This window comes from Achromobacter spanius (assembly GCF_039673305.1).
In the GTDB taxonomy this organism is placed as follows: domain Bacteria; phylum Pseudomonadota; class Gammaproteobacteria; order Burkholderiales; family Burkholderiaceae_B; genus Achromobacter; species Achromobacter spanius_F.
In genome coordinates, this window is sequence record NZ_JBDJLJ010000016.1 from 21,154 (window position 1) to 43,346 (window position 22,193).

The following is a 22,193-nucleotide window of genomic DNA, read 5'->3' on the forward strand; positions in this document are numbered from 1 at the left end:
GGCTCCGAGATCGAACGCCGTCGCCGCGATCGGCAGTCCGCGCTGCGCGAACGCCGCCGCCATCGCTGGATCAACGCGCTGATCGTCATCGCGCCGGTGGTGCTGGCCCTGCTTTACGCGTCTTTCGTCGCCACGCCGCGCTATGAGGCGGAATCGCGGTTCTTCGTGCAATCGGCGTCCGGCCAGCAAGGCGGCGCGGGCGCGGCGGCCAGCCTGCTCACCACCGGCAATTCGGGCGGCATGCTGGGCGGGTTCGTGGATGGATGGGCGGTTGCGGACTTCCTGAAGTCGCGCGACAGCATGCAGCAGCTGGACAAGAAGGTCGGCCTGCGCCGCTACCTGACGAACGACGGCCTGGACCCGCTCAATCGCCTGTCGGAGGATTCCAGTGAAGACGACCTGTATCGCGCCTACCAGGCGTCGGTGCATGTCTCGTTCAACGCGCTGGAGCAGATCGACGTGCTGCGCGTCAGCGCGTTCTCGTCGGAAGATGCGGCCATGCTGTCCAAGGAGCTCATCGGCCTGGCCGAGGAGTTCGTCAGTTCGATGAACATGAAGGGCGTCGCCGACAAGCTCAAGGTGAGCGAAGAATCCGTCAAGCTGGCCGAGGAGAAGGCGCTGTCGTCGCGAGACGCGCTGACGACATGGCGCACGAAGCATGGAAACATCGACCCCAGCGCGACGGTGTCGATGCTGCTGAACCTGTCCAGCCAGCTGGAAGGCGAACTGAGCAACGCGCAGATCAACCTGGACAAGATCCGCGCCTTGGACAACAAGGACCACTTCATGCTCAAGCCGGCTCAGATGCAGGTGGTGGCCCTGAAGAAGCGGCTGGCGTCCGTGCGCCAGCGCCTGAGCGGGGACGGCAACACCGAGGCGAAGCAGCTGAAGGAATACGAGTCCCTGCGCAATGCCCAGGTGTTCGCGGATTCGAACCTTACGCTGGCTCAGCAGTCTTACCAGCAGGCAATGACGGACGCGTTGCGCCTGCAGCGTTATCTGTCGATCATTGCGCAACCGGTGCCGACGGACCGCCCCAGCAGTCCGCGCCTTGGCATCCTGCTGTTGCAGGCATTGGCGCTGGGTTTTGTGCTCATGTTCATCGCTCGGGTGGCGATGGCTTTGTTGAGGGGGCTGCGTCATGGTTGACACGGTTATCGAAAATCGCCGGCCGGCGGCCGGCGACGACGCGAAGGACGCCACCGCGCGCCTGCGCGAAGTCATCGGGCAGATCCGCGGCGCGGCCGACCCCGAGCACGACATGGCCGCGCTCGAACCGGCGCTGCGCCAGGCGACGGACGGCTGGAAAGATGCCAGGCGGCTGCTGGTCTCGCCCTATGTGCGCGAGGGCCGGTTCGGGCCCGCGATCGCCGCGCTGGTCGTGCTGATCGCCGTCTATCCCGCGCGGGTCGAGGAACGCCGCCTGCTCGCCAGCCTGTACGGGCGCATGGAACAGTGGGACAAGGCGATTGCCGAGGCCGACGCCGCGGCGGGCATCGAGCCCGGCAATGCCGCGCTGCACGCCGTGCGAATTCAACTGCGCGTTCAGGCGGGCAGGGTGCCCGAGGCGGCGGACGTCGCCCGCGCGACGCTCGGCCTGGCCAAGAGCGAACCCGGCGAAGCGCATTCCTGGATGACGGCCTTCGTGCGCAACGGCGATGCGGCCGAGGCCGCGGGCATTGCGGCAGGGCTGGACCCGGCGCAACTGCCCAACGAACGCGTGGCGACGATGGCGGTGCGTGCGCTGATGGCGGACGGCCGCAACGTGGCGGCGATCCAGTTCGGCGATGCCTCCCTGCGCGCGGGCCACGATTGCCCGGCGCTGCGCTCGTCGCTGGGACTGTCGCACCTGCGTCGCGGCACCGAGGAAGACCGCAAAGTGCATGCGCTGGCGCATTTCGAGGCGGGCCTGCAGGCGACGCCGGAGGATGTGAGGCTGCTGACGCTTTACGGCGAAACCCTGCTGCGCGCGGGCCGCTACAAGGAAGCCGTGGCACCGCTGGCTCGCGCCCTCGAACTGGCGCCGGAACTGGAGCAGACGCGGGCGCTGTATGCGCGCGCGCTGCGCTACACCTTGCAGTACGACGAAGCGGCCAGCCAGATGATGATGCTGCTCGAGAAGACCCCCGACAATCTGCTCTGGCAGCGGTCGGCCATCGGGGCGCTGACGCAGGCAGGCCGCAGGGAAGAGGCCGAGGCGCTGTTCACGCAGTACGTCGCCAAGCGCGGCGCGCGGCTGCCGGACACGTTCCAGGAAGCCCTGGCCCGCATGGAGGAAAGGCTGGACACCGCGCCCATCCCGCAGGCGCGCCTGGATTGGGCCTGGTCGATGCGCGGCGATACCTCCATCGACCGCGCAACCTGGGAGCGCCGCGCGCGCTGGGGCCACATGATCGATCATCTTCTGTTCGATTGGCTCGAATGCCGCGAGGACGATGTCGAAGAGGCAATGCATCTGCTGGGCGAACTGGATACGGGCGAGCGCTTCTTTGCGCCCCTGCTGGCCGCCGGGCGCGGCGTCGTTGTGGCCACGGCGCACGTCGGTCCCATGTATGCGGGGCTGATGGCCCTGGAGCTGGTGGGCATTCCGTCGCGGTGGCTGGCGACGGCGCCCAGCATCGCGCAGAGCAGCTATTCCGCGGCGCTGATCTCCACCGCCGACCAGACCGAGGCGCAGGTCGCCAAGGCCTGCATGCGGGCAATCAACGCCGGCTTTGTGCTGTGCCTGGCCATCGACGGCGCGGCGAACCCCGCGGCGCCGCGCACGACCTTCGAAGGGCAGGACGTCACCTATTCCAGTTTTGCATCCCATCTGGCGCATCGCCTGGGCGTGCCGTCGGTGTTCTATGCGCCCCGCTGGGAGAACGGCCAGGTGGCCTACACGCTGGAGATGCTGCCGGCGGCCAATCCGGGAGAGGATGCGGAGGCTTATTCGCAGCGCTGGCAGAAGGCGTATTTCGAACATCTTCGGGAGCATCTGGCAGGGCCTCCGGAGAACCTGCGCCTGAGCGGCGGCATCTGGCGCCACGTGACGGCCGCGGATCGCTCCGCGCAAAAATAGGAGCAACCCAGGATGCTTGCACGAAAGAATGTAGCGGCCTGCTTGCTGGCGCTGGCCGCCCTGTATGGCGGAGCGGCGGCAGCCGACGAGCGCTGCGCGGCGCCGGATGAACAGTGCCCGTTCGTTTCCGCGCTGCTGCAGCAACGCGAAGGCTATGGCGCCAAGGCCACGGGCGGACTGGGCGGAAAATTCATCGAAGTGACCTCGGACAAGGACTCGGGACCGGGCACGCTGCGCGCCGCCCTGAAGCAGGCCCGCAAGGGACCGACGTGGATACGCTTCGCGTCCGACATGACCATCGTCCTGGAATCCCAGTTGCGCGTGCCGTCCAACACGACCCTGGACGGACGCGGCAAGCGGGTGGCCCTGATCGACGACGGCCTGGGCGTTTATGGCGTCCAGAACGTCATCCTGACGCACCTGACCATCGACGGACGCCTGAACCGGCTTACGCAAGCGGTGAACGTGGCCAACAACAGCCGCGACGTGTGGGTGGACCACATGGACCTGTCGCGGATGTCAGACCGCCTGCTCAATGTAAAGAACGGATCGACTGACGTGACGATTTCGTGGACCAAGTTCCACAACTCGAACAAGGTCATGCTGCTCAACAACATCACCTCGAAGAACCTCTTTCAGAACTACGACCGCGATTCGATCGCGCGCGTGACGCTGCACCACAACTATTTCTTCAATACCGTGCAGCGCAATCCGCGAGCGCAGTTCGGCACCTTCCACCTGTTCAACAACTTGGTGGAGAACTGGGATTTCTATGGCATGAGCTTCAGCCTGGAAGCCAAGGCCCTGGTCGAGGGAAACATCTTCAACAACGATGCCCAGCGCAAGTGCGTGGAGCCGGAGTTCTTCCCGACGGTGGAAGGCATCAATGTGAACTACTGCCGCTATATCCCCATGGCGCCCAAGCGCAGCGCGCTGGACAACGGCGATTCCGATCGCGGCGCCTACGAGAAGCGCAAGGATCAGCACGGCTACACCCGCGACTACAAGGCCTTTCTGCGGCTCAAGGACAACCTGTATCTGGGCGACGCGAAGCCGGTGCTGCAGGACTACCGTCCCGAGTCGGCGCCGACGCCGCCCTACTGCTACGGCTACGAAAAGCCGACCCAGGACCTGGCGGAGAAAATCCGGAAGTTCGCGGGCAATACGTCCGGGAATACGCCGTTGCCTGAATCGCGCACCGGCGCGGGTTGTCCGGGGTAGGCCTATTCGAAGGCCTTCTTCTTCCAGAGTTCCCAGGGCCGGTTCATCACGCCGCCCATCATCTCGTCGGCCAGCGCGGCCTCCGCGTCATTCAGGTATGTGATGTCGCCGCCCAGGCCGATGGCCTTTTGCTGAAGCGCCGCGTTCATTTCGGTGTACACCGCGCGATAGACCGCGACCTGGATGTCGCGGCCGGCCGCGACGAACCCGTGGCCCCGCATCAGCGAAATGGTTCCCTGTCCGAGCGTCGCCGCCAGCGCCTTGCCGTGGTCGCGGTTGCGCACCAGCATGTCCGTGTCGCCGAAGCAGCACCGGATATCGAAGACCGGGGCGCCAGCGCCCAGGAATCCCGCCATGTGATAGATCGGGCGCAGCCGGACCGATGAGCCGGCATAGGGAATGACGGAGGGCGAGTGGCTATGCACCACGGCATGCACATCGGGCCGGGCGCGATAGATTTCGCCGTGGATATAGCGTTCCAGGTAGGGCTTGCGGTCGTCGTCGCCGACCGCTTCCGAGTCCTGGTCGAAGGTCATGATGTCGTCGGCCGTCACCAGTTCCGGGGCGAGCGAACGGGACAGCAGGAAGCGCTGGGGGTGTTGCGGGTGCCGCACGCTGACGTGGCCGAAGCCGTCCAGCACGCCGAAGCGCGCCAGGATGCGATTGGCCACGACGAGGTCGTCGACGCAGGATTTCAGATCGAGGGTGTTGCTCATGCGTGATCCTTGTTAACTGGGGAGAAAGGGCGGCTATTCGAGCGTGATGCCGGACTGCCTGGCGAGCTTGCCGTACACGTCCAGGTCCTTGGAGACCTGCTGCGTCATCGCGCTGGCGCCTGTTTTCTCGATTTCGTAATACCGGTCGCGGAATTCCTTTTGCACGGCGGGATCGGCCATGGTGGCGACCACCGCGGACTCGAATCTGGATCGTTCGGCGTCGGGCAGATTGGGCGGGGAAAAGATGCCGAACCAGACCGAGATGTCGAGATCGCCGAAAGGCGGCGTTTCAGCGATGGCCGGCAGGTCCGGCATGAACGACACGCGCTTGGCGGACGCCACGCCCAGCAGCCGCAGCTTGCCCGCTTCCGCGTGCGGCGCCAGGTTCGGGATCGTGCTGAACAGGATGGGGACCTGGTTGCCCAGTCCGTCGTTCACGGCGGGAGCGCAACCCTTGTAGGGGACATGCACCATCGTCAGCTTGCCGGCCTGCTTGAATGATTCGCCGGAGAAATGCTGCGGCGTGCCGTTGCCGCAGGAAGAGTAGCTGAGCTTGTCCGCGTTCTTCCTGGTGTAGTCCACCAGATCCTGCACGGTCTTGGCGGGCACGGCGGCGTTGACGCCAAGGGCGACGGGCGCCGTCACCAGCAGCGATACCGGGGCCAGCGCCTTGCGCACGTCGGGCGTGCCGCGCATGTCCAGGCTGGCGTTGATCGTCAATGTGCTGTTGGTCAGCAGGAACGTGTAGCCGTCCGCCGGCGATCGGGCTACCTGCGCCGCGCCGATGTTTCCGGATGCGCCGGGTTTGTTGTCGACGATGATCGTCTGGCCGTCGAGGTGGGCCGGAAGCTTGGAGGCAATGAGCCGGGCCACCACGTCGGCGCCGCCGCCCGCGGCAAACGGTACGATCAGCGTGATGGGACGGGCGGGATAGGCGCCGGCGGCGTGGGCGGGGCCGAGGCCGGCCGCCGCGCTCAGGATCAGGGCTTGCGGCAGCCGCCGCGATAGCCAGGCCAGGGGCATGATGTTGTCTCCGATATATAGGTATTGGTTGTGCACCCATTATCCGAGCCGCTTTCATACCGCTTCAAATGAAATTATCTTATTGCCCATACGAAGTTTGGTATGGGTCGTGCAGCGTGCTTCCTAGGCGGGGGAGACCAAAACCTTGCCCACATGCCGGCGTGTTTCGACGGCTTCGTGCGCGTCGGCGATGTCTTCGAGCGCATAGGCATGCACCTGGGCGTGATGCAGGCTGTCATCCGCCAGCCATTGCGTGAGCTGCGCGATGGCCCTTTGCTTGAGCACCGGCGGCATGGTGTACACCAGCAGGAACGACAGCCGCAGGTTGCGCCGCATCAGCTCGCGCACCGGCAATGCCGGATTCAGGTCGGTGTCGGATGCATAGGCCGCGACCTGCGCGCCGTTTTCGGCCAACGCCAGATTGCATGGCAGGTTGCCCGCGAAATCCAGGTCGATGAAGGCGTCGAAGCCTTCGCGCTGCCGCCGGGCCAGCCATTGCCTGGCCGCGCCGGGAAGGTCGGCGCCGCGTGGTGCGGTCTCGATGCCGGCCGCCAGTGCCGTGCGCGCCTGTTCGGCGTTCGATACGCTGGCCAGCACCTCGGCGCCGCGCAGGCGCGCCATTTGCGCCGCATAGAACCCCACGGCGCCTACCGCGCCATGCACGAGCACACAGCGGCCGGGCTGCGCATCGATCTGTTCGTTGCAGTACCAGGCCGTCAGGGCTGGCACGCCGAGCGACGCGCCCACTTCCATGGGCACGCCGTCGGGCAGGGGGACGGCCAGGCGCTCGGGCACGGTCACCATTTCCGCGGCGGTGCCATTGGGCCGCCCGAGCTGGCATTCGTAAAGCCAGACCCGCTGGCCGATCCGGCTTGCGTCGACACCCGCGCCCACCTGTTCGATCACGCCGGCGCCGTCCTGGTGCGGAATGGTGCGGGGCCAGGGGTTGGCGCGCGCCCCGGCGCCCCGGCGCGTCTTGACGTCGGAGGGGTTGACCCCCGAGACGGCGACGCGGACCTGCACCATGCCGGGGCCGGGCGCATCCGGCGGCACGTCCCCGACCCGCAGCACGTCGCGCGCGGCGCCGGGTGTTTCGTAGAAGGCTGCTCTCAAGTGGGCTCCTTATCGATTTGGCATGCCCAGCACCGCCTTGGCCACGATGTTGCGCTGGATCTCGTTGGAGCCGCCGTAGATGGTGGTGACCAGCGACTGCAGGAACGGCGCGGCAGGGATGAGCGCGGTGCCGTCGTTCATCGCCACGCCGCTCCAGGTGCCGCCGGCTTCGTCGGCCCAGCGCACGATCTCGCGGGCGATGCGGACATAGGTTTCGGTGGCCAAAACCTTCAGGCCCGACACCGACGGCGGGAGCAGATCCCCGCGCCGCACGATGTCGGCGAAGCGGCCATACAGCGCCTCCAGTTCGCGCACGTCGCCCAGCAACTGGGCATAAGTCTGGCAGAACTCGGGCAATTCGAACAGGGACTGGCTGTCGGCCAGCTGTTCCAGGTGGTGCAGGGCCTGGCGCGACTGCTGCGGGCTGCCCGCGAAGATGCGCTCATAGCCGAGCAGGTCCTTGGCGATGGTCCATCCCATGTTCAGCTCGCCCACCAGGTTCGTGGCGGGCACCTTCACGTCCTCGAAGAAGACCTCGCAGAATTCCTGTTCGTCGATGATGTTGGTGATGGGTCGGATGGTGACGCCCGGCGACTTCAGGTCAATCAGCAGGAAGCTGATGCCGGCCTGCGGCTTGACCGTCTTGTCGGTGCGGACCAGGGCGAAGATGTGCGTGGCGTCGTGGGCGAGCGTCGTCCAGATCTTCTGACCGTTGACGATGAAGTGTTCGCCGTCGCGCAGCGCCTCGGTGCGCAGCGACGCCAGGTCCGAGCCGGCGTTGGGTTCGGAATAGCCCTGGCACCAGATGTCCTCGCCCGACAGGATGCGCGGGAGGTAGCGCGCCTTCTGCTCCGGCGTGCCGTGCTGGATCAGGACGGGGCCCAGGTTGATGATGCCCTGGTCGGGCAGGCGCGCCGCGCCCCAGCCTTCCATTTCCTCGAAGAAGATCAGCAGCTTGGCGGGCGACAGGGCCATGCCGCCGTGTTCGCGCGGCCAGGCCGGCGCCAGCCAGCCGCTGCGCGACAGGGTCAGGTACCAGTCGCGCACTTCGTGCAGGCGCAGCCGGCGCGGCACATGCCGCAGGTGCTGCGGGTAGTTCGAACGCAGGAAGCCGCGCACCATCAGGCGAAAGCCCTCGTCGCTCATGGCGGCGTAATCGTCGCCGGATGCCGCGACGCCGTCGGCCTGGGTGTTGCCGCCGCCCTGCTGGCGCAGGGCCAGGTAGCGCGCCTGCAGCGTGCGCGGGCTGCCCAGCCAGCTTGCAAGGTGCAAGGCGCGCTTGAGGTAGAGGCCGATGTCGTACTCGTCGGTGTAGCCGATGGCGCCATGCAGCTGAACGGCTTCGCGGCACAGCGCGATCACGCGTTCCGCGATGCGCGACTTGGCCAGCGCCGCCACGCGCGCCAGCGACGCGGGATCCTCGCGCACTTCGCGGTAGCTGTCGGCTATCAACGCGCCGCAGGCCATGACGCCGACATAGGCGTCCACCATGCGATGCTGCAGCGCCTGGTTGGCGCCGATCGGCCGGCCGAACTGCACGCGGGTCTTGAGGTAATCGAGCGTCATGCAGAAGACGCGCCGGGCGATGCCGTAGAGTTCGCTGCACTGCAAAAGGCGCGTCGTTTCCAGCGCCTGCTGGCAGACGCGGTCCACGGCCTCGCCCTGCGCGACGATGCGCGAGCCGGGCAGGAACACGTCCATCTGCAGCGTGCACAGCAGGCTGCCATCCGCGCGCAGTTCGGTCTCGACCGTCACGCCCGCGTCGTCCGGCCGCAGCCAGACCAGCGTCGGCAGTTCGCCGCGGCGCGCATGCACCAGCCAGCCGGTGGCGCCCACCGGCGACACCCACCGCTTGCAGCCCACCAGGCGAAGGCGGTCCCCCTCGATGCTGGCCGAGGTCGACACCGACGTCGGAATGACTTCGCCGGGGTTTTCCTGCCAGGCCAGGCCCAGCACCGCCGAACCGCTGATCACGTCGTCCAGCAACTCGCGCGCCAGCGCATTGTCCGCGAAGGCCGGCAGCACCAGCGCGGCCATGGCGCCCGCGCCCAGGTAGGGCTCGGGCAAGGGCGATTCGCCGACCGCGGTGGCGATGGCGCCCAGCACGTCGATGTCCAGGCCCAGCCCGCCCAGGTCTTCCGGCGCCGTGACCGAGGTCCAGCCGGCCTCGGCCAGCGCCTTCCAGGTGGCGCCATCCCACCCCGGATTGGCGCCGCGCAGTTCGCGCAGCCTGGCCAACGGCGACACCTGGGCCAGGATGCCCGTCGCCGCCTCCATGAACTCGGCGTGCCGGGGCAGGGGGCCGAAAATCGAAAAAGTATCGAGTGCGTTCATCGTGGTCCTTCAGTGACGGCATAGCTTGGAATAGGAGCTCCAGATTCTAGGGGTGGGTCCGCGGCCGGTTCATAACGCTTTGTTGAGAGCTGCTATTACAAAACTGCTGGGGTGCGATGGCGGGATCCTTCCTAGAATTGCCCCTAAATCAAGACAAGCCGCAACGGCGAGGAGACAGGAAGATGCGAGCATTGTTGGCGGGGATGGCGGTATGCGTGTCCATGGCGGGCATGGCGCCGGCGGCGCATGCGGCGGGCGCCGCGGTCGAGCGCATCGTCGTGCCCTATGCGGTCGGCGGCGTGACGGACCTGTACGGACGCGTGCTTGCGGAGCGCCTGCAGGCGGATCAGGCGAGCCCCATCCTGGTGGACAACCGGCCGGGCGGCGGCGCGGCGATCGGCACCGCGTACGTCGCGAAAAGCGTGGCGGATGGCCGTACGCTGCTGCTGGGCAGCGTCGGCACCGCCACCAATCCAGCAATGATCAAGAGCATGCCCTACGACCCGCGCGACATCGCGCCGGTGGCCCAGGTCGCCATCAGCCCGCTGGTGCTGTACGTGCGGGCGGATCTGGCGGCGGACATGCAATCGCTGCTGGCCAATGCGCGCAAGAAGCCGGGAGGCCTGTCATTCGCCAATTCCGGGGTCGGTTCCAGCCCGAATCTGGCGGCGGCGCTTTTCGCGCGCCAGGTGGGCCTGGAAGTGACCCACGTCAGCTACCGCGGCACGTCCGCCGCCATCAACGATCTGCTCGGCGGCCAGGTCGACGCCTATTTCGACACGCTGCAGGCGATGACGCACGTGAAGTCAGGCCGCATACGCGCCCTTGCCGTCGCGGCGCCGGAGCGCCTGGACCAGGCGCCGGACCTGCCGACGCTGGACGAACTGGGCGTCAAAGATGTGTACGCATCGAGCTGGTGGGGCATCTTCGTGCCCGCCAAGACGCCCAAGGCGCAGATCGACAGCCTGCAGGCGCGCCTGCGCAAGGTCATCGATGATCCGGTCGTGCAGCAGCGGGCGCGCGAAATGGGCGCCGTCGCGATCTTCCGCGACCAGGCGGCGTTCCAGCAGTTCTTTGACGGCGAGGTGGCGCGCTGGAGCGACATCATCGCGGCAGAGAAGCTCTCCGCACAGTAAATCCATGGCAAAACCGACCGAATCCGCGGGCTGGGACCTGCGCGCCCTGAGAATCTTTTCGATGGTGGCGCGCAGCGGCAGCATCACCAAGGTGGCCATCGACCTGGGCGTCAGCCAGCCCGCCGTCAGCCGCTATCTGTCGATGCTGGAAAAGCAGTGCGGCGGCTACCTGTTCACGCGCAACGGCCGCGGCGTCGGCCTGACGGAACTGGGCAAGCAGGTGCAGCCCGCGATCGAGCAGGTGCTGGCCAGCGCCAGCGGTCTGAACGACGTGGTTGCCGCGGCCCATGGCCAGGTGTCCGGCACGGTGCGCATCGGGACCCTGCCGTCGCTGAGCAATGCGCTGATCATTCCCCTGCTGCTGCGGCTGCAGCGCGAGTATCCCGCCATCCATGTGCAGATCGTGGAAAGCGCGGCCGGCCAGATCGAAAGCTGGCTGCAGCACCACGAAATCGACATCGGCCTTCCGTACCGCAGCCACGATGCGCTGGGCAGCGACGAAGACGTGCTGCTGCGCCTGCCGTCGTATCTCATCGGCCCGCCTGGCGACCGCATCACGGCCGAGCGCCAGGTGCCGTTCGCCAGGCTCGACGGCCTGCCGCTGGTGCTGTCGCGCAAGCCGTCCTCGGTGCGCATGATGCTCGACGAAATGGGGCGACGCCACAACGTCAACATCAGCGTGTCGGTGGAGGCCGACTCGGGCTTCATCCAGAAGCAGATGGTGGTGCGGCGCGCCGGCTACACCTTGCTGCCCTGGCATTTCGTGGCCGCCGAGGTCGAGCGGGGCGAGCTGCAGGCGTCCGAGATCGTCCAGCCTTCCGTCCTGCGGATCGTGTCGCTCATGCTCACGGACCGGCCGACCCAGGCCGTGAAGGTGGTGACCGCGCTGCTGCGGGAAATCGTCAGTGAATCATTGACCCAGCTCGACGCCCGGCAACCGGGCGCGGACTGATAACAACGAGCCGGCCGCGATGGCCAGGCCAACAGGAGACAGACCTTGATCCGCTTCATCACACGCGTTTGCGCACTTGCGCTGGTGTCCAGTTCCGCGCTGGCCGCCTATCCCGACAAACCCATCAAACTGGTGGTGCCGTTCGCGCCGGGAGGCGGCGCCGACCTTACCGCCCGGGTCGTCGCCGAGACCCTGTCGAAAAAGCTCAAGCAGTCGGTCGTCGTCGAGAACAAGGCGGGCGCGGGCGGCGTCATCGGGGCGGCGGCCGTCGCGCGCGCCGATCCGGACGGCTACACCTTGCTGTACACGACCCCGGGCCAGCAGATGACGCTGCCGTTCCTGATGAAGAACATGCCGTACGACCCGGCCGATCTGCGTCCCGTGTCGCAGGTGTCGCTGGCGCCCAGCGTGCTGGTCGTCAACAAGCAGCTGGGCGTCAATTCGCTGGAAGAGCTTATCGCGCTGGCCAAGAAGCGGCCCGGCGAGCTCAATTACGTGAGCGCCGGGATCGGGGCCAGCAGCCACCTGAACGGCGAGCTGCTGCAGATCCTGGCCGGGGTGCGCCTGCAGCACGTCCCGTACAAGGGCACGGGCGAGGCGGTCAAGGACCTGGTGGGCGGCAATGGCGACATCGCGATCGACACGGTGGGCATCTACACGTCCTTCATCAAGGACAAGCGCCTCGTTCCGCTGGGCGTGACGACGCCGTTCGAAGTGCCGCTGCTGCCCGGCGTGCCGCCGATCTCCAAGACGCTGCCCGGCTATGACGCGTCGCCGGTGAACTACATCTCCGTGCCCAAGGCCACGCCCGAAGCCATCGTGCAGCAATTGGCCGAGGCCCTGCGCGAGACGATCGCGGAGCCGGCCGTCAAGGAAAAGATGCTTGAGCAAGGCATTCTGGCCATCTCGAACACGCCCGACGAGATGGCGCAGCTGCTCAAGAAAGAACAGGCCCGTTGGCGCGACGTCATCAACAAAGCGGGCATTGCCGAGAAATAGCCGGTTGGAGTCATCAGCATCATGTCATCGCAGCAGTCTCATCCCCTTTCCCATATCCGCGTGCTGGACCTGAGCCGCGTCCTGGCCGGCCCCTGGGCCAGCCAGACGCTGGCCGACCTGGGCGCCTCGGTCATCAAGATCGAGCAGCCGGGGGCGGGCGACGACACCCGCGCCTGGGGTCCACCCTTTCTGGAGCATGAAGACGGATCCCGCTCCAACGAATCGGGCTATTACCTGATCTGCAATCGGGGAAAGCGGTCCGTCACGGTCAACCTGAAATCGCCGCGCGGGCAGGCGCTGATCCGCAAGATGGCGCGCGAGGCCGACGTGGTGCTGGAGAACTTCAAGGTCGGCACGCTGGACCGCCTGGGCCTGGGCTACGAGCAACTCAGCAAGGAGAATCCGCGCCTGGTGTATTGCTCCATCACCGGCTTCGGGCAATCCGGGCCGCGCGCGCAACAGCCGGCCTATGACTTCATGATCCAGGCCATGAGCGGGCTGATGAGCATCACCGGGGAGTCGGACGACCGTCCCGGCGGAGGCCCGATGAAGATCGGCGTCCCCATGGTGGACCTGATCACCGGGCTGTACGCCAGCAACGCCATCCTGGCCGCGCTGGCGCGGCGCGAAGTGACCGGGAAGGGCGATCATATCGACATGGCGATGCTGGATGTCGGCGTGACCCTGCTGGCCAACCAGGCCATGAACTACCTGCTGACCGACGCCGTGCCGCCGCGCCGCGGCAACCGCCATCCCAACATCCAGCCGCAGCGCGTCTATCCGTGCCGCGACGGCCACATCATCATGGCGGTCGGGTCCGATGCGCAGTTCGCCAAGCTGTGCCGTGTGCTGGGCCACCCGGAGATGGCGCAGGACGAGCGCTTCCGCACGAACGCCGCGCGGGTCGTCAACCTGTCCATCCTGGATCCCTGGCTGGACGAGCAGGTCGTCAAACACGACAAGGCGGCGCTGCTGGCGGCGCTTGACCGCGAAGGCGTGCCGTGCGCGCCCATCAACAACATCGGCGAGGCCTTGAAGGAGCCGCAGGTCGTGCACCGCGAAATGCTCTTTTCCACGCCGCATCCCGCAGGCATGGACATGCCGCAGATTCGCAGCCCCTTTCGATTCCGCAACGCGTCGCTGCGCCTGGGCGACGGTCCGCCGACGCTGGGCCAGCATACGGACGAAGTGCTGGCCGAACTGGGCCTGACCGCGGACGAGATCGCCGGACTGCGCGCCGAACAAACCCTCTGAAACCCCAGGAACATCATGCCCGATTACCGCTTTGAGACTCTCCGCGTTGAACTGCAGGATCACGTCGCCACCGTGTGGCTGGCGCATCCGCCCGTCAACGCCGTCAACACCCAGCTGCTGCTGGACCTGACGCTGGCCATGGACGCCTTCGGTGACGATCCCGACGTGCGCTGCGTGGTGCTGACGGGCGAAGGCCGCGTCTTCTGCGCCGGAGCCGACCTGAAGAGCCGCGCGCAGATGCTGGAACAGCCCGGCGGGCTGCCCCAGCATTCGCGCCGCACGCGGGAACTGTTCCACGCCATCCGCGAGTGCCCCAAGCCCGTCATCGCGGCGCTGAACGGCCCGGCGCTGGGCGCGGGCCTGGGCATCGCGGCCTCCTGCGACATCCTGATCGCTGCGGAAGGCGCATGCCTGGCGCTGCCGGAAGTCGACGTCGGCCTGCTTGGCGGCGTCAAGCATGCGCAGCGCCTGTTCGGCCATTCGCGCCTGCGCCGCATGATGCTGACCGGCATGCGCGTGACGGCCGAGGAACTCTACCGGCTGGGCGTCGTGGAGGCGTGCGTGCCCGCGGACAAGCTGCTGGAAGAGGCCCGCGCGATCGCCCGCCAGATTGCCGGCAAGAGCCCGGCCTCGGTGCGGCTGATGATCCAGACCGCCAACGCGATCGAGGACATGAGCCTGCGCGACGGCTACCGCTACGAGCAGGACATGACGGCCCAGGTCGCCAAGACCAACGACGCGCAGGAAGCGCGCCGGGCTTTCCTGGAAAAGCGCGCGCCCGTGTTCACGGGAACCTGAGCGCGCCGCGCGGTGCGCGCTTGCCGGTGAGCGCCAAAAAAAGCCACCCGACGAAGGTGGCTTTCGTTGCGCTGTGCGGCGGGGCGGGAAGGCCGCGCCGCACCGTCCGGGCGTCAGACCCCGAGCGGTCCGCCGTCGGCGCGCTGGATCACGACCGTCGACGAGCGCGGGCGCACGGTGCCCGTCGTCGCGGTCGTCGCATCGTCCGTATCGTAGGCCGGCCAGTTCACCGGGTGCTGGATGTTCAGGAAGATGCTGGTGTAGTCCGGCGTGAAGGCGAAGCCGGTGACTTCGGCTTCGTTCGGGCCGATGAAGAAGCGGCGCAGGTCGGCCTGGTTGGACGCGTTGATCGCGGGGCCCGTGCCGGTGCTGTCGGCCAGCGCGCCGGGAATCACGGCCAGCATCTGGTCGTTGGTCGCCTTGGCCACGTTGTTGTTGCGGCCGCCATCGATGCCATTGTCGGTCTGGATCCACAGGATGCCGCGCGGGTCGAAGCCCAGGCCGTCGGGGCTGGCCAGCTGGTTCAGCGTGGTCAGGCCGGAACGGTTGGTGTCGGCGTCGGCGCCGGCATCGGAGCCGAACACGAAGATGTCCCACTTGAACTTGGTCGAGCCCGGCTCGTCGTGCCAGCGCACGATGTGTCCGTTGACGTTGTTAAGGCGCGGGTTGGGGGCGTTGGTGCCCTTGCTGGCGTTGCGGCTGGTGTTGTTCGTCAGCGTCAGGTAGATGTCGCCGTTGGTCGGGTGCGTGGCCGTCCATTCCGGGCGGTCCATGGGCGTGGCGCCCACGAAGTCGGCCGCGCCGCGCGTGTTGATGATGATGTTCTCGAGGCTGCCGAATTCATCGGCCAGCGTGCGGCCGCCCGCGCCCACGGTGGAACCGGTCAGCGCGATCCATTGACCCGTGCCGTCGGCGTCGAAGCGCGCGACGTACAGCGTGCCCTTGTCGAGGTACTTGGCGCCGACGGCGAGGCGGTCGGTGCGCTCGGCGTCCTTCGGATCCCACACGGCTTCGGACACGAAGCGGTAGATGTACTCGAAGCGCGAATCGTCGCCGCTGTAGAAGGCCAGGGGCTTGCCGGCTTCCGGCGTGCCATAGGCGCAGCCTTCGTGGGCGAAGCGGCCCATCGCGGTGCGCTTGGTGGCGATGCTGTTCTCGTCGAACGGATCGATTTCGACCAGGTAGCCGAAGCCGTTGACCTCATTGCGCCAGTCCTGCGTGAAGTCGGCGCCGGTTTCGGTGACATTGAAGCGCGCGAACTCGCCCTGGACTTCCAGCGGGTCGGTGGCGGCCGTTTCCCATTGGTAGCGACCCTTGTCGGCGGCCACGCCCACGCGGAGCTGGTGCGCCGGCTGCGTCCCGGTGTTCACGAAGCATGCGGCCCAGTTTTCCTCGGCCGTGATGTAGGTGCCCCAGGGGGTATAGCCGTTGCCGCAGTTGTTGTTGGTGCCGCGCACCGTCGTGCCGTTGGGGGAGTACGGGGTCTTGACCCAGTCCGTGCCGCCCACCGGGCCGGCCAGCTTCATCGGCGTGGCCGACGTGAAGCGGCGGTTGTAGCGGGAGTTGTGGACGATGTTCCAGCGGCCGTTCTCGCGGCGCACGTGCAGGATCGCCACGCCATGCGCGTTGACTTCCTTGCGGATTTCCTCGACGGGGCGCTTGCCAGCGACCAGGGTTGCACCGCTGGGGTGCAGGGCCTTCTGGTCTATGTATTCGTGGTTGACCGCCAGCAGGCCTTCCGTGGAGCTGCCGTTGATCGGGAAGAAGTGCATGCCGTCGTGGTGCATGCCGGTGGAATTGAGCAGGTCGGCCGAGGTGTTGTTGCCGTTGCGGTCCCAGGGGCTGGCGTTGTCGTTGAACGGCGTGCCCCACGGCGCGAACACGTGGGCGACGTAGCCGGCCGGGACGACACAGGCGTCGGTCATCGAGGTGGACAGGGATTCGAAGCCCAGCTTGACCGGGGCCGGGGGCTGTTCGCCGCCGGGCACTTCCGGGGTAGGGTTCGGGTTGCCGCCATCCACGGCGTCGTCATCGTCGTCGCTGCTGTTACAGCCGGCGAGGCCCAGGCTGGTCACCGTGGCGAAGGCGGCGGCGAGGCCGCCGCGCATGACCATGCGGCGGGACATGTTCTTTTCCATGATCTCGCTGAAGGGCGTGCTCTGGCTGGGATTGCGGACGGTCTTGTCGGAGATGGACTTGCTCATTTGGACTCCTGGCGTTGGTCTGTGCCTGATGGGGACGAGCAATACTAGAAGTCCGAAGTGAAAGGTTAATGACAGATGACTGAAACTCTGTGGCTTGCCGTGGCGATGTCAAAAACAAAGGGCTGAGGCCGCGTGCGCGGCGTCAGCCCTGTCTGCGAGGCGGCGCGCATCGGGATGCGCGGCTACCTGTTCTCGTCGTCCATGGTCAGTCCGCCTTCCTTCATGATGCCTTGCGCGATCTCTTCGGCCGACTTGCCGGCAAAGCCGTGTTCGCCGGCGGTGATGCGCAGGCTGTCTCCTTCGAGCGGACTCATCAAGGTGGCCGAGGACAACAGGATGCCGTTCGAGCGCAGCTGGATGCGCTTGCCGACGCGATCGCGGGTGAAGTCCGCCAGCGCTTTGCCGCTGTCGGGTGCGAGCTTGATGTCGACAATGCGGGCGTTGGTGTGCGGGTCGGCGCCTGCCGTGGCCTGCTCGACCTTCAGGGCAACCGTCTCGGCATGGGCGGCGAAGGGCAGGATGACGGCAACCATCGCCGTCCAGGCAGCATGTCTCAATGTGGGCATGGAGGACTCCTTCTGATAGGCCCTCCCATCCTAGCCGATGTCGCGCCCGCGCTTGACCTCCCCGGGGAGGCGGGGCGGGAGGTGTTGCTCCCAATAGATAATGGTTATCATTGCCATTTTGGACGGCTGCGCCTGGCCGTAGAAACCTTGGGGATCCATTCCATGTCCAGCAGCGATGCAAGCCTGCACCGCCGGGCGGAGACGCTCTACGCGGAACATCACTCCTGGCTGGCGGGATGGCTGCGCCGCCGCATGGGTGGAGAGGAAGCGGCGGCCGACCTGGCGCAGGACACCTTCCTGCGCGTGCTGACGGCCCGCGAGGCGCCGGCGCTTCTGGAACCCAAGGCGTTCCTGGCAACGATCGCGCGGCGGCTGTTGGCCAATCATTACCGGCGGGAAGCCATCGAGCGGGCCTACCTGGACACCCTGGCGGGTTTGCCCGAGGCGCAATCGCCCGGGCCGGAGGACCGCAAGCTGATCCTGGAAACGCTGTGCGCGATCGACCGGGCGCTGGACGCGTTGCCCCAAAAGGCGCGCGAGGCGTTCCTGCTGGCGCAGCTCGAGGGCATGAAATACGAAGACATCGCCGTCCGGCTGGGTGTTACGCCCCGCACCGTGGGCAACTACATGGTGCGCGCGGTCCAGGCGTGCTTTTTCGCGCAGGAGCATTCGGCGTGAGCCGCCAGTCCGCCACGATGTATGCGGGCGGCCTGCCGCTGTCTCCCCGCGTCGCCGAGGAGGCGTCGCGCTGGTACGTGCTGTTCCTGTCCGGCGCGCAGACCCAGGATGAGGAGCGCGCATGGCGCGACTGGCGGGCCGCGGACCCCGACCACGAGCGGGCGTGGACCCATCTGGCGCTTGCCGATGCGCGGCTCCGCGACCTGCCGGCCAAGGCGGCGTACGAAGCCTTGTCAGCCGGGCGCCATCAGAAGGGCAGGCGCAAAGTGCTGCTTGCCGCCGCGTTCTTCGCCACCTGCATGGGGCCGGCGCTCTGGGCCGCGGACAGGAATCGGTGGCTGCGCATTTCTCCGGACTACGCCACAGGCGTAGGCGACCGGCGCGACGTGGAACTGGCTGACGAAACCCGGGTCACGCTCAACACCGACACGCGCATCGATGTGCGGTTCGAGGCCGGCGAGCGGATCCTGCGCCTGCGGCAAGGCGAGATCCTGGTGGCCACCGGCCATGCCGGCGGCTACGCCGCCATGCCTTTCAGCGTCGATACCGCCTATGGCCGCATCAAGGCGCTGGGCACGCGTTTCGCGGTGCGCCTGGAGTCCGATTCCGCGCATGTGGCGTTGCTTGAGGGCGCGGTGGAAATCAAGCCAGCCGGGCAGGGGGCAAGCAGTCTCGTGCTGGCGCCGGGACAGACCGCGCGCTGTTCGCCGCAGCGGGCCGATCTGGCGGGCCCGATCGGGGCCGGCGACATGGCCTGGCTGCGCGGCGAACTGGCTGCCGACAACATGCCGCTGGCGCAGTTCCTGGAAGCACTGAGCCGCTACCGCCGCGGCGTCATCTCGTGCGACGAACGGGCGGGCCAGCTCAGGATTTCCGGCCTGTTCCCCCTGGCCGACACGGACAGGGTGCTGGACGCCGTGGGCCGCCTGCTCAAGGTGACCATCACGCGCCGGACGTCCTACTGGGTCGTGGTGTCGGCGCCGGCCTGAGCGGCACGAGGCCGTCGCCTGCCCACCATAAAAAAAAATTTCCCGCGCCTTTCCGGTTTTGGAATTTCGCGTGTCCTCCTAGTTGAACAGGACCGAAATCCAACGTATCGACATCGGACATCATGGCCAGAATGACAGGCGACGGCGTGCACGCCGCCCTTTCCCGCAGGGGGAAGGGCGCACGCGCCTGCGTCGCCGCGATCATGCTGGCGCTTGCCGTCCAGGCAGGCCAGGCCGCCGCATCGCTGGACGGACCCGCGGCGCGGGCCGGCGTCAGCCTGCGCTATGAGGTGCCGGCCGGCCCCCTGGTGACGGTGCTGCAGCGGATCGCCAGCGAATCGGGCGTGCTGGTGTACTTCGATCCCGCGCTGGCTCGCGACCTGGACAGCGATGGCCTGCAAGGCCGCTATACCGTCGAACAGGCCTTCGCGCAGGTGCTGACCCGGCATGGCCTCGAGGCGCGCCAGGACGTGCCGGGCAGCTATCAGGTTCTGCCCGCATGGACGCCCGCAGCCGCCCTGTTGCCCCTGACCCGGGTGGAGGGGGCGGCCGTCGGCGACGACGGATTCGTTGCGCGCACCGCCATGGCCGCCACCAAGACCGCCACGCCGCTCAATCGCATTCCCCAGTCCGTGTCCGTGGTGACACAGGCCGAGATGCAGGCGCGGGCCGCGCGCACCGTCACGCAGGCCCTGCAGTACACGCCCGGCGTGCAGATCAACAACTACGGCAGCAACGAGGTGCGCAACGACTGGCTGGTGCTGCGCGGATTCGATGCGAAGCTGACGGGCGATTACCGCGACGGCCTGAGCCAGATGCCCTACGACCAGATCCGCGCGCGCATGCCCGCCTATGCGCTTGAGCGGGTCGAGGCCGTGCGCGGCCCGTCTTCGTCGCTCTACGGACAGGTGGCGCCCGGCGGCATCGTCAATCGCGTGACCAAGCGTCCCCCGGTTGGGGAGCTGCGGGAATTCATCGTGCAGGCCGGGTCCTTCGACACCCGGCAGGCCTTTCTGGACCTGGGCGGGGCCGTTGGCGAGCGCGCGAGCGCCAGCTACCGGTTGACCGCCGTGGCGCGCGACGCGGGCACGCAGGACAAGTATGACGACAGCCATCGCTATCGCGACGACCTCGCGTACGTCGCGCCCGCCTGGCGGTGGCGCGACGCCGATACGTCGATAACGCTGTTGGCGCATTACCAGCGCGACCGCAATGACGGGGAGTCGCGCGCGTATTTTCCGACCCGTACGCTGGTGGGCGATTACGCCTATGACCTGAATGAACGCGACTTCTACAGCGTGGGGTATCTGTTCGAGCATCGCCTGGACGGCGCCTGGACACTGCGGCAGAACGCGCGCTACCAGGCCGGCGACATGACGCTGCGCAACCTGTATCCGCTGGCGCTGGCGGCCGATGGACGCACGCTCTCCCGCGCGCAGCTCGAGGCGCGCGAAAACGCGACGGGCGTGGCGGTGGACACGCAGGCCGAAGGCGTGATCGAAGCTGGGGGGATGCGGCATACCGTGCTGGCGGGACTGGATTTCCGCCGGCTGGCGGGTGAACAGGATTACCGGCAGGCCATGGCGCCTTCGCTGGATATCCGGAATCCCGTCTACGGCCGGCCGATAGCGCCGCTCGGCGCCGGCCAGGCGGTGCTGGACGTGCGCCAGGTCAGCACGCAATGGGGCCTGTACCTGCAAGACCAGATCCAGGCCGGCGCCTGGACGGTGACGCTCGGCCTGCGCCATGACCGATACGCCGATGAAACGGACGACCGCCTGGCGGCGGAACGTTCGCGCGCGCGCGACAACGCCGTGACGTGGCGCGCCGGCCTGTCCTATGAGTTTCCTTCGGGCGTCGCGCCCTACGCCAGTTATGCCACGTCCTTCACGCCGCAGCCCGGCATGGATTTCGGCGGGACGCCGTTCTCGCCGGCCAAGGCGGATCAGGTCGAGGCCGGCATCAAGTATCAGCCCGCGGATTCGCAGGACCTGTACACGCTTGCCGCCTTCGATCTGGACCAGCGCAATGCCCTGACCTCGGACCCCGACCCGGCGCACCCGGGCTTCAGCGTGCAGTCGGGGCGCCTGCGGTCACGGGGCATCGAACTGGAAGCCAAGATCAGCGGCGCTGGCGGCTGGGACCTGGTCGCGGCCTATACGTACAACTTGGTCACCAATGTGTCCAGCAACGACGGCGGACAGGGCAAGACACCCATCGTCACGCCGCGCCACATGGCCGCGCTATGGGTGGGCCGCCGGTTTTCGCACGGCGCGCTGTCGGGCTGGCAGGCGGGCCTGGGCGCGCGATACATCGGCACCACTTACGTGGATGTGGCGAACCGGTTCAAGAACCGGCCGGCCACGGTGTTCGATGCTTCGCTCGCGTACGACACCGGTCCTTGGCGCTTCTCCGTCGACGCCATGAACCTCTTCAATCAAGAAGCCGTGGTCTGCCGCAACGACCGCTTCAACTGCCGCTATGGCGTCGAACGAACGGTGCTTGCCGCCGTGGCGTACCGCTATTGAGCCTGCCGCAGGGCACATTCCGCATTCCGAAGGGATCGCCGCAGCCGGCCCGGCCGCGGGAGCGCAAGAAAGGAGTTGCATCATGCCGCATCCGGCAACCGCCAGGGATGTCCTGGCCGCGCTGTATCAGACGCACCGTCGCCAGTTGCTGCATACGGCCACGCGGATACTCGGCTCGCGCGACCTGGCCGACGACGTGGTGCAGGATACGTATCTGAAGCTGCTGGAACGTCCCGCGCCGCAGGACCTGCGCGAGCCCGTGGCGTATCTGTTCCAGACCGTGCGCCATCTTTCCATCGACTATCACCGGCGGCGCGCGCTCGAGGCGCGCCTGTTCGCCGGACACGAGGACGGGCAGCATGCGGTGTCCGACGACGTGGCGGAGGATGCGGCAGTCAGCCACCAGGCGCTGGCGCTGGCGGCCGACGCCCTGGCCAGGATGTCCGCGCGCACGCGCCGGGCCTTTGAACTGCACCGTTTCGAAGGCTGCACGCAGCGTGACGTTGCGCGCGAGCTGGGCGTGTCGGCCACGCTGGTCAACTTCATGATCCGCGATGCCGACGCCGCGTTGACCCCTTGCAGGGAATATCTGCTGCCCGGCTAGGGGGCTTCATGCCTTGG

18 protein-coding genes are annotated in these 22,193 nt (G+C 67.3%); 12 read left to right on the forward strand and 6 right to left on the reverse strand.

Going from position 1 to position 22,193, the window contains the following annotated elements; translation table 11 throughout:
- Nucleotides 1–108: 108 nt before the first annotated feature.
- The 3 genes from ABE485_RS15235 to ABE485_RS15245 are packed head-to-tail and all read left to right on the forward strand — an operon-like array spanning nucleotide 109 to nucleotide 4,282.
- The gene (locus ABE485_RS15235; protein ID WP_430795430.1) at nucleotides 109–1,149 is read left to right on the forward strand and encodes a sugar ABC transporter; all 1,041 of its coding nucleotides are present in this window, start codon (nucleotides 109–111) and stop codon (nucleotides 1,147–1,149) included.
- Nucleotides 1,142–3,061, forward strand: coding sequence for a tetratricopeptide repeat protein (locus ABE485_RS15240; RefSeq protein ID WP_346516106.1), 1,920 nt, complete (start codon nucleotides 1,142–1,144; stop codon nucleotides 3,059–3,061). Before ABE485_RS15235 ends, ABE485_RS15240 begins: the two co-directional genes overlap by 8 nt.
- A 12-nt stretch (nucleotides 3,062–3,073) precedes the next feature.
- Nucleotides 3,074–4,282: a pectate lyase family protein gene (locus ABE485_RS15245; RefSeq protein ID WP_346516107.1), complete on the forward strand. Its 1,209-nt coding sequence runs from the start codon at nucleotides 3,074–3,076 to the stop codon at nucleotides 4,280–4,282.
- Nucleotides 4,283–4,284: 2 nt separating this feature from the next.
- Here ABE485_RS15245 and ABE485_RS15250 read toward each other — a convergent pair whose 3' ends face one another.
- From ABE485_RS15250 to ABE485_RS15265, 4 genes are all read right to left on the reverse strand, one after another.
- Nucleotides 4,285–4,998, reverse strand: a complete 714-nt coding sequence (locus tag ABE485_RS15250; RefSeq protein ID WP_346516108.1) for a class II aldolase/adducin family protein — start codon at nucleotides 4,996–4,998, stop codon at nucleotides 4,285–4,287.
- Nucleotides 4,999–5,031: 33 nt separating this feature from the next.
- Nucleotides 5,032–6,057 carry a tripartite tricarboxylate transporter substrate binding protein gene (locus ABE485_RS15255; protein WP_346516109.1) on the reverse strand — a complete coding sequence of 342 codons (1,026 nt, stop codon included), beginning with the start codon at nucleotides 6,055–6,057 and terminating at the stop codon, nucleotides 5,032–5,034.
- Nucleotides 6,058–6,144: 87 nt separating this feature from the next.
- Entirely contained in the window at nucleotides 6,145–7,134 is a 990-nt protein-coding gene (locus ABE485_RS15260) for an NADPH:quinone reductase (RefSeq protein ID WP_346516110.1), read from the reverse strand.
- Between the two features lie 9 nt (nucleotides 7,135–7,143).
- Nucleotides 7,144–9,468, reverse strand: a complete 2,325-nt coding sequence (locus ABE485_RS15265; RefSeq protein ID WP_346516111.1) for an acyl-CoA dehydrogenase — start codon at nucleotides 9,466–9,468, stop codon at nucleotides 7,144–7,146.
- Nucleotides 9,469–9,650: 182 nt separating this feature from the next.
- Between ABE485_RS15265 and ABE485_RS15270 the strand changes: the two genes are divergently transcribed.
- Genes ABE485_RS15270 through ABE485_RS15290 form a run of 5 tightly spaced genes read left to right on the forward strand, consistent with a single transcriptional unit; the run spans nucleotide 9,651 to nucleotide 14,607 of the window.
- Entirely contained in the window at nucleotides 9,651–10,604 is a 954-nt protein-coding gene (locus ABE485_RS15270; protein ID WP_346516112.1) for a Bug family tripartite tricarboxylate transporter substrate binding protein, read from the forward strand.
- Between the two features lie 4 nt (nucleotides 10,605–10,608).
- Nucleotides 10,609–11,556, forward strand: a complete 948-nt coding sequence (locus ABE485_RS15275) for a LysR family transcriptional regulator (RefSeq protein ID WP_346516113.1) — start codon at nucleotides 10,609–10,611, stop codon at nucleotides 11,554–11,556.
- 45 nt (nucleotides 11,557–11,601) lie between these two features.
- Nucleotides 11,602–12,555 carry a Bug family tripartite tricarboxylate transporter substrate binding protein gene (locus ABE485_RS15280; protein ID WP_346516114.1) on the forward strand — a complete coding sequence of 318 codons (954 nt, stop codon included), beginning with the start codon at nucleotides 11,602–11,604 and terminating at the stop codon, nucleotides 12,553–12,555.
- Between the two features lie 21 nt (nucleotides 12,556–12,576).
- Nucleotides 12,577–13,809: a CaiB/BaiF CoA transferase family protein gene (locus ABE485_RS15285; RefSeq protein WP_346516115.1), complete on the forward strand. Its 1,233-nt coding sequence runs from the start codon at nucleotides 12,577–12,579 to the stop codon at nucleotides 13,807–13,809.
- Between the two features lie 15 nt (nucleotides 13,810–13,824).
- Nucleotides 13,825–14,607 (forward strand): enoyl-CoA hydratase/isomerase family protein, encoded by a 783-nt coding sequence (locus ABE485_RS15290; RefSeq protein WP_346516116.1) that lies wholly within the window; start codon nucleotides 13,825–13,827, stop codon nucleotides 14,605–14,607.
- A gap of 113 nt (nucleotides 14,608–14,720) precedes the next feature.
- Here ABE485_RS15290 and ABE485_RS15295 read toward each other — a convergent pair whose 3' ends face one another.
- Nucleotides 14,721–16,811 carry a PhoX family protein gene (locus ABE485_RS15295; RefSeq protein ID WP_346516117.1) on the reverse strand — a complete coding sequence of 697 codons (2,091 nt, stop codon included), beginning with the start codon at nucleotides 16,809–16,811 and terminating at the stop codon, nucleotides 14,721–14,723.
- A gap of 182 nt (nucleotides 16,812–16,993) precedes the next feature.
- Nucleotides 16,994–17,377, reverse strand: a complete 384-nt coding sequence (locus ABE485_RS15300) for a SecDF P1 head subdomain-containing protein (protein ID WP_346516118.1) — start codon at nucleotides 17,375–17,377, stop codon at nucleotides 16,994–16,996.
- 162 nt (nucleotides 17,378–17,539) lie between these two features.
- Here ABE485_RS15300 and ABE485_RS15305 point away from each other — a divergent pair, with 162 nt between their 5' ends.
- The 4 genes from ABE485_RS15305 to ABE485_RS15320 all read left to right on the forward strand — a co-directional run bounded on the left by ABE485_RS15305 (nucleotide 17,540) and on the right by ABE485_RS15320 (nucleotide 22,176).
- Entirely contained in the window at nucleotides 17,540–18,055 is a 516-nt protein-coding gene (locus tag ABE485_RS15305) for a sigma-70 family RNA polymerase sigma factor (protein ID WP_346516119.1), read from the forward strand.
- Nucleotides 18,052–19,044 carry a FecR family protein gene (locus ABE485_RS15310; RefSeq protein WP_346516120.1) on the forward strand — a complete coding sequence of 331 codons (993 nt, stop codon included), beginning with the start codon at nucleotides 18,052–18,054 and terminating at the stop codon, nucleotides 19,042–19,044. The genes ABE485_RS15305 and ABE485_RS15310 overlap by 4 nt, the downstream gene beginning before the upstream one ends.
- Before the next feature lie 122 nt (nucleotides 19,045–19,166).
- A complete protein-coding gene (locus tag ABE485_RS15315; protein WP_346516121.1) occupies nucleotides 19,167–21,572 on the forward strand; it encodes a TonB-dependent siderophore receptor in 2,406 nt (801 codons plus the stop codon).
- Between the two features lie 82 nt (nucleotides 21,573–21,654).
- On the forward strand, nucleotides 21,655–22,176 hold the full coding sequence (locus ABE485_RS15320) for a sigma-70 family RNA polymerase sigma factor (protein WP_346516122.1): 522 nt from the start codon (nucleotides 21,655–21,657) through the stop codon (nucleotides 22,174–22,176).
- Nucleotides 22,177–22,193 lie beyond the last annotated feature (17 nt).

Excerpts from the sequence above, each read along its gene's own strand:
- ABE485_RS15265 (WP_346516111.1), bottom strand. The coding sequence starts at position 9,468 with ATGAACGCACTCGATACTTTTTCGATTTTCGGCCCCCTGCCCCGGCAC.
- ABE485_RS15295 (WP_346516117.1), bottom strand. The coding sequence starts at position 16,811 with ATGAGCAAGTCCATCTCCGACAAGACCGTCCGCAATCCCAGCCAGAGC.
- ABE485_RS15300 (WP_346516118.1), bottom strand. The coding sequence starts at position 17,377 with ATGCCCACATTGAGACATGCTGCCTGGACGGCGATGGTTGCCGTCATC.
- ABE485_RS15290 (WP_346516116.1), top strand. The coding sequence starts at position 13,825 with ATGCCCGATTACCGCTTTGAGACTCTCCGCGTTGAACTGCAGGATCAC.
- ABE485_RS15250 (WP_346516108.1), bottom strand. The coding sequence starts at position 4,998 with ATGAGCAACACCCTCGATCTGAAATCCTGCGTCGACGACCTCGTCGTG.
- ABE485_RS15320 (WP_346516122.1), top strand. The coding sequence starts at position 21,655 with ATGCCGCATCCGGCAACCGCCAGGGATGTCCTGGCCGCGCTGTATCAG.
- ABE485_RS15315 (WP_346516121.1), top strand. The coding sequence starts at position 19,167 with ATGGCCAGAATGACAGGCGACGGCGTGCACGCCGCCCTTTCCCGCAGG.
- ABE485_RS15240 (WP_346516106.1), top strand. The coding sequence starts at position 1,142 with ATGGTTGACACGGTTATCGAAAATCGCCGGCCGGCGGCCGGCGACGAC.
- ABE485_RS15285 (WP_346516115.1), top strand. The coding sequence starts at position 12,577 with ATGTCATCGCAGCAGTCTCATCCCCTTTCCCATATCCGCGTGCTGGAC.
- ABE485_RS15245 (WP_346516107.1), top strand. The coding sequence starts at position 3,074 with ATGCTTGCACGAAAGAATGTAGCGGCCTGCTTGCTGGCGCTGGCCGCC.
- ABE485_RS15275 (WP_346516113.1), top strand. The coding sequence starts at position 10,609 with ATGGCAAAACCGACCGAATCCGCGGGCTGGGACCTGCGCGCCCTGAGA.
- ABE485_RS15305 (WP_346516119.1), top strand. The coding sequence starts at position 17,540 with ATGTCCAGCAGCGATGCAAGCCTGCACCGCCGGGCGGAGACGCTCTAC.
- ABE485_RS15270 (WP_346516112.1), top strand. The coding sequence starts at position 9,651 with ATGCGAGCATTGTTGGCGGGGATGGCGGTATGCGTGTCCATGGCGGGC.